This is a genomic window from Clostridium sp. CX1, from assembly GCF_025398335.1.
Classification (GTDB): domain Bacteria; phylum Bacillota; class Clostridia; order Clostridiales; family Clostridiaceae; genus Clostridium_AM; species Clostridium_AM tanneri.
This window is the reverse complement of the sequence record NZ_JAODOO010000010.1, coordinates 51557-65339: the sequence shown is the minus strand read 5'-3', so window position 1 is coordinate 65339 and position 13783 is coordinate 51557. Positions and strand designations below refer to the sequence as shown.

Here is a 13783-nt window from a genome sequence, read left to right as displayed (position 1 = left end):
TATGTTCGTAATTGTTTATACTAATTTTACAAAAGCATTTTTTGAAGTTTTTCAGGGTCTACAGGATATCCTATTTCTCTTGCAGCATCCATCATAGCTTGTATATTTTCCAGTGGTGTTTCTACCGGAAGGCTGCAGCCAGACATTAGTGTATAGCCTTTGGGACTATCATATCCTTCTAGTACACAGTTAGCTACAGCTCTTCTTATTTCTTTAGAAGTGCCAGCATACATAACATTTGAAGGATCTACATTGCCTATAATCCTCACCTTGTTTCCTATTGTCCTCTTACAATCCTTAAGACTAACTACGTTGTCCATACTAAAACCTGCAACACCTACAGAAGCCATATCGCCTATATCTGTCCATATCTTTTCTGTTTTTCCGCATATGTGAAGAACTGCAGTTTTACCCTTTGAATTTATAAATTCTACTAATCTCCTTAAATAGGGTAGACAAAAAATTCGGAAATGCTTAGGACTTATTATAGTACAAGACCCTAGCGGTTCTGAGATAGTTATTCCTAGCCCAAGGTCTATAATTACCTTAACATATTCAATACAGCTTTGAAGAGAAATTTCACAAAGTTTGTGTACTGCCTCTGGATCTTTAAAAAATAGCTTTGTCATCTCCTCTATTCCAATAAGAAAAAAAGCATTGGAAAAGGGTCCCACTACACCTGCAGAGCAAGCAACTTCATGGCCTATCCTATCTTTTAAAAATTTCATAGCATCTATATATACAGGCAATCTTCCATCCTTATAAGGATCCACTACTTTTAATTTATCTATATCTTTAATACTGCTTAATGCAGGCTTAAGCAAATCTGCTGTGTTATCTTCTGACAATACCAGCTCTGCTCCCATAGCCTCCGCCCAAGCGTATAAATCAGTAAAGACCCTAACTCCATCCATTCCATATCTTTTATATGCAGATATTTGAGCTTCTGCAATAGTTTTGCCATTGGTATTAAACTCTGAAATCTTACACCCGTGAATACGAGCTACTCCATTAGCTATGTTAGGATTACAAGGTAACCTGTCTACATTTTGACCTTTGCTTAAAGCAATCGCCCTTTCTATTGGAGTCATTTGATCTTTCATTATTCTACGCCTCCTGAGCTAAATTAGCATTTTCTTCATTATTATCATTTTCTCCTACCAATATTTTTGCGTATTTAGCTGCCTTTGAGGCATCAACAGTATAAGCATCTGCCCCTATCTTATCAGCGAAGCTTTGAGATATTGGTCCTCCTCCTATCATAACCTTTATTTTATCCTTTAAATTCTCTTCTTTCAATATTCTAACAACTTCTGCCATACCTTCCATTGTAGTGGTCATAAGAGTAGACAGACCAATTATGCTTGCATTAACTTCCTTTGCTTTATCTACAAAATCCCTTGGAGGTACATCTCTTCCAAGATCTATTACTTCAAATCCCTCTGTTTCCATCATTATCTTCACTAAGTTTTTTCCTATATCATGAGTATCCCCTTGTACAACGCCAATTACTACCTTGTGCTTGTTTTCCCCATCTTTTTTCTCTAAATGAGGTTTTAAAATATTGATTCCAGAATACATAGCATCAGAACACATTAAAAGTTCTGGGATATAATATTCCTCCTCTTCATAAAGCTTTCCAGCTCTATTCATTCCATCACCTAAACCCTTATCAATTGCCTCATAAGCACTAATTTTGTTTTCAATACACATTTTAGAGATTTCAACAGTTTTCTCTTCCTCCATTTCAACTACTGAATCTGAAAGTTCTTTAAAAAGCTTTTCTTTTAATTCAATCATGATTTATCTCCCTTTCTATTTAATTTAATAAGACTATTTACACTATCTTTACGAAAAATTTATCATTTTGTATTAAAATACCCTTCTACTCTATGTTCCTATAAAACTTATACTTCTTCTAAAGCATTTCAATAAAGGCAGCTATTCTCGTATTTATCTGTCCTATATCTGTTTGAGAATAATCTGTTTCTATACTCATATAAGCGGTTTTCTTCTTATCATTTACAAATCTTTTAATATTAAAGGCCTCTACACTATAAGTATGGCAAGCTTGAAGGATTACATCTATAACTCCATCCACCTTATAGTCATCTATCAACTCAGATAAAAGGTTTACTCTGTTATCATTTGGACTCATACAAGAACAGCCTATATTTAAATATTTTTCTGTAAGAGCATCTATAGGGTCTATAGTTTCATCTACCAGTTTGCTTATTTCTTTAATTCCTGTGCAGTTTTCATAGCAAACTACTGCTCCTCCATTTTCCTCTATGGCTTTTATTATTTTCTCTGTAGCTTCTCCCATTGGACATCCTGTGATTAATATTCTTTTGGCATCTGGTGAAACCTTTCTTTGCCCTTCCTGGTATTCACTTTTTGACCTGTTTATCAGATCCTTCAGTTCTCTTATCTCCTCATCCTTATCCCATTTAAAAGAAGCACCATTTAACACTTTCAGCATTTCTAATCCTGTAATTGGTGGAGGACACATCTTCCCTAATTCATAAAACTCTTTTAATGCAATTCTTTCTCTATTACGAAGTTTTATAGATTGTGATAGCTCTTCCTTTGTTACATCAACGCCGAATTCTTTCTGTAGTTTTTCTTTCAATCTTATTATTTCATTTCTCCATAGTCTGTAAGCATCTTCCCCTTTATAAGTCTGAGGCAACTGCATAACATGTACCTCTTTTATTTCTCCTAAATACTCGTACATTTTTTTCTTTCCATCACAGGTTGTCTCTCCCACAATTAAATCTGAAAAGTAAAAGTATGGACACTTATCTGTAATGGCAAAGCCATAACTTGACTTTATAAGCGGGCATAGATTTCTTGGGAGATGCTTTTCTGCATCTGCTATAGTTTCATCACTTTTAGCACATAGTGATACCGGCACTGCCCCTGCTGCATGTATAACTTCCCAAGGGGTAAAAGTACAAAAAGTACCTACAACCTTTTTGCCTCCATCTTTTAGATTTTTAATAGTTATAAACCCTTGTTTTCTTGCCTCACTAAAATCTTCAAATACTTCAGGTAAATTATTCATTAATAGCACATCCCTTATCTAATTTTTAACTATATTGATGGAATCTTTTTATAAATAAAATTGTTATTTTCCACCTTCTTATACTAAATAAATTCTATCACAAATTTGTTTAAGACTTTATTTATCTTATTTATAGTTCATTAGCCGTCTATAAGGAAAACAAATTATGTATCTAATTATTTTCTTTCGATATGAAAACCAAAATTTCAGTTAGCTTGTTTCCTTATTTTATGCTATAATCAAAAATAAGAATTTTAAGGAGGAGAGCTATGAGTATAGCAGTTGATTCCTACATTCGAGATTATTTGAATGTAGTGTGCAATATAACATTCAATTTTGGGTACCAAGGGAAAAGTGCGTCCAAAATTGAATATGTTGTGAATTAACTGACGATATAATCCTTCAAACTTAGAATAAAACATAACAAAATGTTAGTGTAGGCCTAAGCAGAAGTATATCTCTGTTTAGGCTTTTTTGTGCGCATTTTTGGTTGGGTGGGTAAGAAATGCTTTATATATTAAGATAAAGGAGCAAAATTTCATGAAAATAAATAGTAATAAACTAGAATTTAACATAATTAAAAATTACATTTTTATTTTTTTAAGTAGATTAGATTTAACTCAGGGTATATGGATGATATACTTTGCTACTAAAGGAATGGATTTGACTAAGCTAGGAATCCTGGAAGGAATCTTCCACCTAGTTTCTTTTTCTATGGAGGTGCCAACAGGAGTAATTGCTGATTTATGGGGAAGGAGGGTTAGTAGGATATTAGGAAGATTACTAGCTATGATAAGTATGCTATTACTAACCTTTTCCAACGACTTTTATATGTTTGCCCTATCTTTTACAATTTTAGCTATATCCTATAACTTAGAATCAGGAGCAGGAGATGCCTTGCTTTACGATTCTTTAAAAGTATTAGGTAGAGAAGAAGAGTACCTAAAAATTAATGGTAAAAATGAAATGTTTATGCAGATAGGTAGTGTGGCAGCCTTAGTATTAGGAGGATATTTAGGATCTAAAGACTATTATCTAGCTTTTTTAGTAAGTGCTATAATAGCTGGAATAACCTTTATTCAATCTTTTACTTTTGTAGAACCTGCCAATACTCCGAAGTCTGTACGAGTTGTAAAACATGAGACTGTTAAAAAAACAAAGTTATTATTAAGGCAAGTTATTGATAGTATAAATATAATTAAAGGTAATCAAAAGGTCGGTTTCTTGATTATCCTTATCAATATAGTCTCTATACTTGCAACCAGTATGTTTTACTACTTACAAAACTTTTGGAAGACACAGGGCAATTCTGAATTTACAATAGGAATCTACTTATCAATATCTTCCCTATTAGCCGGATTTATGGCTACAAAAGTTTATAAATTAAAAGATTTATTAAGGGAAAAGGGAATTATGATTTCTATGCCTATAATAATTGCTCTATCCATTTGGGGAATTGTAATAACTAGCGGAGCTCAAGTTTTCTATGCAATAATTTGCATAGCAGATTCTATTGCTTATGTAATTATAAGTGATTATATAAATAAATTAATTCCTAGTAAAAACAGGGCTACTATCTTGTCTTTCCAAAGTATGGTTTTTAGTTTTTTTATGATATTGTTATTTCCACTTATAGGCAAACTAGGAGATTGTTTTTCTCTGAATTTTTCATTCATAATTATGGCAATTATAGCTAGTTTGTTATCTGTGCTAAATGTTTATGTTTTAACTACTAAATTTAGAAGTATTTAAGTAGTAAGTGATATGGTGGAAAGTCACCTTTAGTATAATTAAAGACATAACTAAAGCCTCTGATGTTGATGAATTTAAAAGAATTTAAATTTCAGTCAACATTAGAGGCTATTTTTCTAAAGTATTTCGTCTATAATTCCGCCGCCTATAAGTAAGTCTTTGTTATAAAAAACTACAGACTGTCCCTTTGTTATAGCACGCTGCTTATCTTCAAATACAACCTTTATCTTTCCTTCTCCAATAGGGCTTATCCATGCCTTTGCAGGCTTAGCTGAATATCTAATCTTGGCTTCTACTTCCATAGTGCTTTCCAAGCTGTCAAAGGGAATAAAATTTATATCCTTAGCAACTAGCTTTGTCTTAAATATATCTTCTTCACTTCCAAGGACAACGGTATTAGTTAGTGGGTTAATATCTGTTACAAAAACTGGTTTCCCAAGTGCTATTCCTAAACCTTTTCTTTGACCTATAGTGTAATAAACTATACCTTTATGTTTTCCTAAAAGATTCCCGTGCTTATCTACAAAGTAACCTTCTCTTACCTTATTTGGTGCCTGCTTTTTTATATATGAACCATGATCATTATCTGGAATAAAGCAAATTTCTTCACTATCCTTTTTATTGTGAACAATAAGCCCTATTTCCTTGGCAATTTCTCTTATCCTATCCTTTTTATATTCGCCACAAGGCATTAAAGTATGTGCTAACTGATGCTGGGTTAAATTATATAAAGCATAGGTCTGATCCTTCCTATCATCTTCAGATTTTCTAAGCAAGTATCTGTCACCATCTTTTTCTATAGTGGCATAATGGCCAGTAGCTACATAATCTGCTCCTAAATCCATAGCTTTTTTTAGTAAAGCATCAAATTTAATATATTTATTACAAGCTACACAAGGGTTAGGAGTTCTTCCTTCCATGTACTCATCAATAAAATAATCTATAACATTTTTCTTGAATATATCCTTAAAATTCATAACATAAAAAGGAATATCTAGTTTATAGGCTACCATTCTTGCATCTTCCACAGCACTTAAGGAGCAGCATCCACCTTCATTTGCCTCATACTCTTCATCTTCCTGCCATACCTGCATAGTTACACCTATAACATCATAACCTTGTTCCTTTAAAAGATAGGCAGCAACAGAACTATCCACTCCGCCACTCATACCTACAACAACTTTTTTCTTCAACTTTATCACCTTTCCCTGGGGCACTCCCCTTTACATTTTTACATTGCCATCTCAGTAATAACTTTTAAAACATAGTCTATTTCTTCCTCTGTAGTTCCAGATCCTATAGTAAGTCTTAAGGAGTTTTTTGCTCTCTCCTCAGGTAAACCTAAAGCAATCAAGACATGAGAAGGCTCTAAGGCACCAGCAGAACAAGCACTTCCGCTAGAAGCACATATTCCCATGCTGTCTAGTCTCATAAGCAATATATCTCCTGCAGCTCCTTCAAAGCTTATATTTACATTGCCTGGTAGTCTTTTTTCTCCTGAAGGACCATTTAATCTAGTGCCTGGGATTTTTAATAGTCCTTGTATTAACTTATCTCTTAAAATTGTTAATCTTTTAGACTCATTTTCCATATTTTCCGTAGCTAGCTCCACGGCTTTTCCCATACCTACAATACCAGCTATGTTTTCTGTACCGGCTCTTCTGGCTCTTTCCTGCGCTCCTCCATGAATTAAATTGTGTATTTTAATCCCCTTTTTTATATAAAGGGCACCCATTCCTTTAGGACCATAAAATTTATGGGAAGCCATAGAAAGTAAGTCTATATTCATAGCAGTAACATCAATAGGAACATTTCCTACTGCCTGAACTGCATCAGTGTGAAAAATTACTCTCTTTTCTCTGCAAAGTTCTCCAATTTCCATTATAGATTGAATAGTACCTATTTCATTATTAGCAAACATTATAGATACTAATATTGTTTTATCTGTTATAGCCTTTTTTAAGTCTTCAATTTTTACAAATCCAAACTCATCAACTGGTAAATAGGTTATTTCAAAACCTAACTCCTCTAAATATTCACAGGTATGAAGCACTGCATGGTGCTCAATTTTTGTAGTTATTATATGATTTCCTCTGTCCTTATTCGCAAAGGCCACTCCTTTAATTGCCCAGTTATCTGCTTCTGACCCTCCAGAGGTAAAGAATATTTCATCTCTTCTAGCCTTTATTGCAGTTGCGATTCTCTGTCTAGCAGCATCTATTGCTCCCTTGGTTTTTCTTGAAATATGGTAAATCGATGACGGATTTCCAAAATACTCCGTAAGATATGGATTCATCTCTTTTATAACTTCTGGCTTTATATAAGTTGTAGCAGCATAATCCATATAAACTTCTCTTTCCATTCTTATCTCTCCTCAAATTCTATATAAACTTTCAATTAATTCAGAGTAATTTACTACGACATTACTATTCTATTTTTTCAAGGATTTTTTGTCAACAGATTTAAGCTTTATTTTTTGTACTATGTATGTGTAATAGTATCATAAAAAAGGCAGCAATAGACGCCAGCATAAAAGTTAGTGGCCAAACGGCAGATATTCCTGCCATATCTATATATTTCCCTATAAGAGAGGTGCCAAGAGCAGCTCCAGAGGCCCAGCTCAAACTCCCTACAGCATTAAATCTTGCTCTATAATTTACCGGACTGTTATTTGCTAAGTATACTCCAAAATTTGTGGCAGTTAATATTTCTCCAATGGTCCAAAAAATTGTTGATACTATAAAAAGAGGTAGAGAATTCACTATTCCAATCATACCAAATCCAATAGCATAAAGTATTCCTGCCATTATTATGTTACATAAAGGCTGAAGTTTTCTCGTGAAACTTGTAATGATTACCGTTAGAGATATAACTGTAAAGGCATTTATACTCATAAGTAATCCAAATTTTTCTGCTCCAGTCCCTGTAAATACCTCATCCAACATTAAAGGCAGAGAAAATCTATGCTGTGTATAGACCATACTATATAGAATATAAATTATAAGGAATATTAAAATCTGTTTACGTCTAAAAAGAACTTGAAAAACACTACCTTCCTCAGCCTTTTCCTTGGAAGCTGCTGCTTCTACCATATTAGATGGCTTACTCTCACTTATAAAAATAGCAACTAGGGCTACTGCAAGAAAAGAAGTTAACGCATCACCTATAAATAGCATAGGAAGATAGTTATTGAATAGGAATCCAGCCACCATAGGACCAATAGATGCTCCTAAATTTATACCTAAATACTGAAGAGAATAGCCAGCCTGTCTCCTATCTGCTGGCAGCAGATCTGCAATTATTGCACTTAAAGAGGGTCTAACTGCTTCATTAAAGAAAGTTGAAACTAAAAGAAAAGTAACGATAACATAAGAATTTTTCACAAAGGCACAGGGTATTAGTGCTAAAGCTACTGTTGTCTGAGTAATGATATAAGTCTTTTTTCTACCTATTTGGTCAGCTAATTTTCCACCTACTATAGCTCCAGGTATTCCAAGCATAGATCCAATCATAATAACCATACCAGCAGTTTGAAAAGATATACCTAGCTTTTTTATCAGCAGCAGCGTCATAAATGGCAGTACAAAATCACCAAATCTATTCACTACCTGTACCAAAAACAGTATGTATACACTCCGTGGCAATCCTTTATAAACACTAAATATTTTCAACATAACTTCTTTACTCCTTACTAATCGATTACTGGGATAATAACAATTATAAAGTAGTTTACAAAATCTTACCACATAATTTCATCTTTTGGTGTCAACCTTTTCCTATTCTACAAAATATAAAAATACCTGGCCTCATCAGTAATGAGAAACCAGATATTAGAATCAGGCTTTCAATATTTATTCCCTACAAAATCTACATAATTAAGACTACTTTGCTGCATTTCCGCTATTTCCTGCTCTCAGGTAAGCTCTATCCATTTCTTTATCCTTTTGTCTCTTCCATGCATGAAGTACCAATGCTAAGGTAACAACTCCATAAGATACAAACATTCTGAAGTATTCCCCTATCATAGCTTGACCTGTCAAATTTTTACCAGCCATAGGCATAACTACAAACATTAAGTGAAACAACCCTGTACCAATAATAGCATTTGGTATAGACGCTTTACTTACTGTAGCTCCCCCTACTAGAAGTGCTGCAGCGGCAAATAATGCTGCTTGATCTGCTCCATTATAAGTATTTAACGTCCCAATGTTTTGTAGATATATTACCTGTCCATAACAAGCAAGAACAGTAGAAATTATAATTGATTGTATACGAGTTTTTTCTACCTTTATTCCTGCAGTTTCCGATACCGTCATTTCCTGACCTACAGCCCTCATTTCCTGTCCAAGCTTAGTCTTTCTGAACCATACTGTAAATACACATATGAAAGCAATTATTAAGAAGGTTCCTATAGGTAAAGGTACTCCTCCTATATTAACCATCAGTAATTTATCGAATCCACCTGCTACATCTAAGTTTATGGCATTTCTAATACCATAGCCTCTTGAGAGAAGCAGAGTAGGACTTTTCACAGGTATTATAGATCCACACAAATATAAAAGGAAAAATTGATATATTCCTGCTATAAAAAAGCCTAACATCATTGAAGTAATCATTTCACGGCCCTTTGCTCTATTTAAAACAGCACCTCCAAAGTATCCCAAGAGTATTGCAATAGGAGTGCCTACTACCATTGCCAAGAAAAGCCCCGCTACCCCTTTAATTCCCCAGTCAGTTATGAATATTAAGCCTATCTGTCCAGCCATTGCACCTAAAACCATTCCAAAGTTAATACCCATACCTGCCATTACCGGTAATAAAAGAGATAACACAAGTAAGGAGTTTCTTGCAAGTCTAGTTGTAATCTCTCTAACTAGGTATAGTCCAGAAAACTGAGAAATAGGTATTGCTACTGCACTGATTAGTAAAAATAGAATTGGTACGGCACTGCCCGTTAAAAACTTTTTCATCCATCGATTATCAACCTTCATATTCCTACCTCCCTTTCCTAGTAAGGGCATATACTATCATCCCGTTTGATACAATAATTCTTATGATTTCAGAAACGTCTATGCTGATTGCGCTATTTATAACTGAAGGTGTCATTGTAACTATACCTTGGAACAGGATAGTTCCAATAACCACATTTGTAATAGTAGCTTTATTTACAGAAGCTCCGCCAAGAAGTATAGCTGCTACTGATGGAAATGCAAAAGCTAGCGGAGCATTGTACATTTGGATAAAACCGAAGCTCTGCTGATAGACTATCATTCCTATAGCTGAAAGTACCGTTGAAAGGACAACAGACACCGTTCTCATCTTATCTACATCTATTCCTGAAGCCCTTGCGAATTCAGGATTAGAACCAACTGCTGTTATTGCAGTTCCTATTTTAGTTTTAAAGAATCCCCATACCAATATACTCATGAAAATAAAGAATAATATCATTCCTGTTGGAACAATAAAATCATTTGTTATTTTTATTTTTAAAAAGTCGCTAATCTGATGAAACCAATAATTCTCGACACTTATTGTTACACGAAGTCCCTCTCCCTTAAACCCTTGAACACTTGCAGGATTCTTAAAAGGAAGTGCTATCCATAACATATTCATAAAAAATACAAAGGAATACCCTACATATGTAGCAATAATCATTTCGTCACCTTTTACTTTATTTAAAAGCTTACCATATCCGTACCCTAATATTACAGCTACAATTATTGCAATTCCAAAGGCTACTAATATTCCGGTAATGCCTGTAAGGTTAAATTCTAGGCTCATTACAGCTCCTAAAAGTCCAGCAACCAATCCAACTGGACTCCCAAAATTTAAACCACAGCCAGATTGTATCATCGGTACCATAGCTAGAACAAGAACTGCATTCATCCCAAAACGGACTATAACATCATTTAATGACATATCTTCTCGGACACCAAAAAACGGTGCTGCAATAAATAGGGATACTAAAAATAATCCTATAATAATACGAGGCCATCCAAAATTCTTTATAAAATCTCTAGCCTTATTCACTGCCTTTCACCTTCCTCCATTAAATGATATCCACCAGACATAAGTAGTCCAAACTCTGCTGCTTCAGCATTAGGAGGCAGAATGCCTGCTACCTTCCCCTCACTTATGATAGCAATTCTATTGCATATAGACTTTAGCTCTTCTAATTCAGATGAAACCATTATAATTGTAGTATTATTTTCAGCATTATATCCTCTTAATGCGTCAAGAACTAGCTTTTTAGCACCAACATCTATACCTCTGGTAGGCTCAGATACAAATAGAAGACTTGGTTCAAGTGCAAAGGCTTTTGCAAGACATACCTTCTGCTGATTCCCTCCTGAAAGCTGCCTAGTATATTGTTTCTCGCTTGTACATTTTATTTCTAGAGACTGGATATACTTTTGGGCACATTCCTTCATCGCTTTTTCATCTCGCCATTTAATTAGCCCTCCTAGTAATCTCTTAAGAAACTTCTCCTGAATCTGCATCGCATTAAAAGCAATGTTCCAATCAATAGGTTCATCAAGCAAAAGTCCTACTCCTCTACGATCCTCCGACACAAAGGCTAGGCCACTTTTTAATGCATTGAAGGTTAAATTTAGCGGTAATGCTTTACTATTGAAAGTAACCTGTCCACCAGCAGGAAACAAACCCATTATTCCGTTAGGTATCCCCAGTTTCCCTTGTCCTGCTAAGCCACCTATTCCAAAAATCTCTCCCCTTTTAACGGCGAAAGATACATTTTTTACTGTTTCTCCTGGCATATCAACCCAAAGATTTTTTACTTCTAGAATGACATCCTTGTTGTTATCCGTTGAATCTATAATTTTTACCTCTTCATCTTTTCTATTGTCAACATCTCTTCCTACCATCCATTCTGCAATCTGCCTTACATTTACTCCTTCAACAGGTCTTTCAACTACAACTATGCCATCCCTTAGTACTACAAGGGTGTCACATACTGCTGTTATTTCTTGCAATCTATGTGAAATAAATATAATTGAAACACCAAGATCAGCAAGCCTTCTCATAGACTTTAGAAGTATTTCTGCCTCTGATTCCGTTAAAACAGCTGTAGGCTCGTCCAATATTAGCAATTTAACCTTTTCTCTATCAATTTCTCTGGCAATTTCAATAAACTGCTTATGTCCTACTGGCATTTCTGAAACCAGAGTATCTGGATCAAGTTGGACACCTAATGTTTCAATGGCTTTTTTAGCACTCTTTCTCATTTCTTTTATATCAATGGTTTCTAATCTTTTTCCAAATATTTTTGATATTACATTAGATTTAGTTTTTTCCATATTTAGTAATATATTCTCTGTTGTTGTAAAGCCAGGTATAAGTGAAAACTCCTGGTGCACCATTCCAATCCCAGCCTTTAAAGCCTCAATAGGATTTTTAAAATTAATTTTTTCACCATCTAAGTATATTTCTCCTTCATACCCTCCTGTTTCTGCAATGACAGTCATACCAAAAAGTATTTTCATAAGTGTTGATTTCCCAGCTCCATTTTCACCGACTAAAGCTAGTATTTTACCTTTCTCCAGCGAGAAATTTATATCTTTTAGTACTCTGTTACCTTCAAACTGTTTACCTACACCTTCAACCTTTAACAATATATTTTCATTTGACAATTATTTCACCTCTTATCATACAAAGTGATCTGTTTATATTAGGAAACGGCCTTTCATTGGCCGCTCCTAATATACCTTCAACTATTTTATCTTCTTATATTTATCAGGAACTACTTCCTTTGTCTGGCCTAAATAGCCTTTTCCAAATACATATGTGTCTTCGTACAACATAACGTGATTCTTCTTTTCTGTTCCGGTAGCTCTATCTATATAATATGAACCATTCCATGCTGTTCCAGGAGTAAACTTTTCATAGCAAGCCATTAAATCTTTAAAGGAATCTTTTTGTGCCTTTCCTTCAATTACCCTTTTTGCAAACTCAGCAAGTGCCTCGGTGCTAGTATAGTTATAGGAATAAGCCCAAGTTCCCATTCTTCCACTGCCGCCTTTATCAATTACAGTTTTTTCAACCTTTTTAAGTATTGCAGGCCAATTTCCTGCCTCAGCTTTAAGGTCAATTCCGAAAGCTCCTGGGTATCCCATTATTGGAGATGGAAGATCCGGCTCTACAAATATTGCTCCTAATTCAGCAACTTTCTTTAAAAGAGGTTCTGTTTGTGCATCATTTGTGCAGAAGAAAGCTGTGTCTTTTCCATATTTTTGTACCCATGATGGCATTTTTTCAAGTATAAACTGCTGTGCACCTGGAATTCCAACGTCACTCATTGGGTCTGGAGCTGTTTCAAAAGCGAACTTTAATCCTAAATCCTTACAAGCTTCTTCCATTATTGTTTTTCTTAAGGATAAAAGTTCGATACTCATATGTCTTGGGAATGAAATATGAACAAAAGTTTTAGCTCCCATTTTCTTTGCTGCGAGAATCATTAAGTACCCACGGTTTACGTTATCTGCGTTTACTACTAAATCCGAAGCCGCTTCTATCATGTTAGTGTCTTCCTGTGGTTCTCCTGCAAGTAAAAGTATGTCCGGTCGTCTTTCTCTGATTTTCTTAAAAGCTGCAACTGTACCTGGAACAGATTGATTAACCACAATAGCCTTCATATCCGGATCATCCGCAAGTCCTGCAATCTGAGCTATAGTTGTTTCCTGTTCCTGCATAAAGTTGTCAGGATAAGTTACATGTTTTACTATTCCTCCTTTGTCCACATCACCGTACTCCTTAATAAATGCTTCAGCACCTCTTAATTCATCCTCAGATTGTGCCACTGTACCCGTAACTATACCGATGTGAAACTTGGATTTGTTAGAATCAGAGCTTGTACTATTTGTAGAATTTGAACCTCCGCACCCTGCCAAGCCTAAGGCCATTGTTGCCGTAAGAACTAGTGCTAGTACCTTTTTCAAAACATTTCCC

General features: G+C 34.8%; 11 protein-coding genes. 1 reads left to right on the top strand and 10 read right to left on the bottom strand.

Annotation, left to right across the window (positions count from 1 at the left end; all coding sequences use genetic code 11):
* Nucleotides 1–26: 26 nt before the first annotated feature.
* The 3 genes from N4T77_RS12265 to N4T77_RS12255 form a co-directional block, all read right to left on the bottom strand.
* Nucleotides 27–1103 carry a uroporphyrinogen decarboxylase family protein gene (locus tag N4T77_RS12265; RefSeq protein WP_261672091.1) on the bottom strand — a complete coding sequence of 359 codons (1077 nt, stop codon included), beginning with the start codon at nt 1101–1103 and terminating at the stop codon, nt 27–29.
* Nucleotides 1104–1107: 4 nt separating this feature from the next.
* On the bottom strand, nt 1108–1800 hold the full coding sequence (locus N4T77_RS12260) for a corrinoid protein (RefSeq protein ID WP_261672090.1): 693 nt from the start codon (nt 1798–1800) through the stop codon (nt 1108–1110).
* Nucleotides 1801–1918: 118 nt separating this feature from the next.
* Nucleotides 1919–3067, bottom strand: coding sequence for a double-cubane-cluster-containing anaerobic reductase (locus tag N4T77_RS12255; protein WP_261672089.1), 1149 nt, complete (start codon nt 3065–3067; stop codon nt 1919–1921).
* Nucleotides 3068–3607: 540 nt separating this feature from the next.
* Here N4T77_RS12255 and N4T77_RS12250 point away from each other — a divergent pair.
* Entirely contained in the window at nt 3608–4819 is a 1212-nt protein-coding gene (locus tag N4T77_RS12250) for an MFS transporter (protein WP_261672088.1), read from the top strand.
* A 116-nt stretch (nt 4820–4935) separates the two neighbouring features.
* On the opposite strand, the gene mnmA is transcribed toward N4T77_RS12250, so the two are convergent.
* The 7 genes from mnmA to N4T77_RS12215 all read right to left on the bottom strand — a co-directional run bounded on the left by mnmA (nt 4936) and on the right by N4T77_RS12215 (nt 13773).
* Nucleotides 4936–6012, bottom strand: a complete 1077-nt coding sequence (mnmA, locus tag N4T77_RS12245) for a tRNA 2-thiouridine(34) synthase MnmA (RefSeq protein ID WP_261672087.1) — start codon at nt 6010–6012, stop codon at nt 4936–4938.
* Between the two features lie 38 nt (nt 6013–6050).
* On the bottom strand, nt 6051–7181 hold the full coding sequence (nifS, locus tag N4T77_RS12240) for a cysteine desulfurase NifS (protein ID WP_261672086.1): 1131 nt from the start codon (nt 7179–7181) through the stop codon (nt 6051–6053).
* A gap of 100 nt (nt 7182–7281) precedes the next feature.
* Nucleotides 7282–8493, bottom strand: a complete 1212-nt coding sequence (locus N4T77_RS12235; RefSeq protein ID WP_261672085.1) for an MFS transporter — start codon at nt 8491–8493, stop codon at nt 7282–7284.
* Nucleotides 8494–8700: 207 nt separating this feature from the next.
* Nucleotides 8701–9810: an ABC transporter permease subunit gene (locus N4T77_RS12230; protein WP_261672084.1), complete on the bottom strand. Its 1110-nt coding sequence runs from the start codon at nt 9808–9810 to the stop codon at nt 8701–8703.
* A 4-nt stretch (nt 9811–9814) separates the two neighbouring features.
* Nucleotides 9815–10849 carry an ABC transporter permease subunit gene (locus N4T77_RS12225; protein ID WP_261672083.1) on the bottom strand — a complete coding sequence of 345 codons (1035 nt, stop codon included), beginning with the start codon at nt 10847–10849 and terminating at the stop codon, nt 9815–9817.
* Nucleotides 10846–12468, bottom strand: a complete 1623-nt coding sequence (locus N4T77_RS12220; RefSeq protein WP_261672082.1) for a sugar ABC transporter ATP-binding protein — start codon at nt 12466–12468, stop codon at nt 10846–10848. Before N4T77_RS12220 ends, N4T77_RS12225 begins: the two co-directional genes overlap by 4 nt.
* An 81-nt stretch (nt 12469–12549) precedes the next feature.
* A complete protein-coding gene (locus N4T77_RS12215; protein ID WP_346432501.1) occupies nt 12550–13773 on the bottom strand; it encodes a DUF3798 domain-containing protein in 1224 nt (407 codons plus the stop codon).
* Between the last annotated feature and the right edge of the window lie 10 nt (nt 13774–13783).

Bases quoted from the DNA above. Each gene is read 5' to 3' on its own strand.
- N4T77_RS12265 (WP_261672091.1), bottom strand. From the start codon at position 1,103: ATGAAAGATCAAATGACTCCAATAGAAAGGGCGATTGCTTTAAGCAAA.
- N4T77_RS12260 (WP_261672090.1), bottom strand. From the start codon at position 1,800: ATGATTGAATTAAAAGAAAAGCTTTTTAAAGAACTTTCAGATTCAGTA.
- N4T77_RS12255 (WP_261672089.1), bottom strand. From the start codon at position 3,067: ATGAATAATTTACCTGAAGTATTTGAAGATTTTAGTGAGGCAAGAAAA.
- N4T77_RS12250 (WP_261672088.1), top strand. From the start codon at position 3,608: ATGAAAATAAATAGTAATAAACTAGAATTTAACATAATTAAAAATTAC.
- nifS (WP_261672086.1), bottom strand. From the start codon at position 7,181: ATGGAAAGAGAAGTTTATATGGATTATGCTGCTACAACTTATATAAAG.
- N4T77_RS12235 (WP_261672085.1), bottom strand. From the start codon at position 8,493: ATGTTGAAAATATTTAGTGTTTATAAAGGATTGCCACGGAGTGTATAC.
- N4T77_RS12230 (WP_261672084.1), bottom strand. From the start codon at position 9,810: ATGAAGGTTGATAATCGATGGATGAAAAAGTTTTTAACGGGCAGTGCC.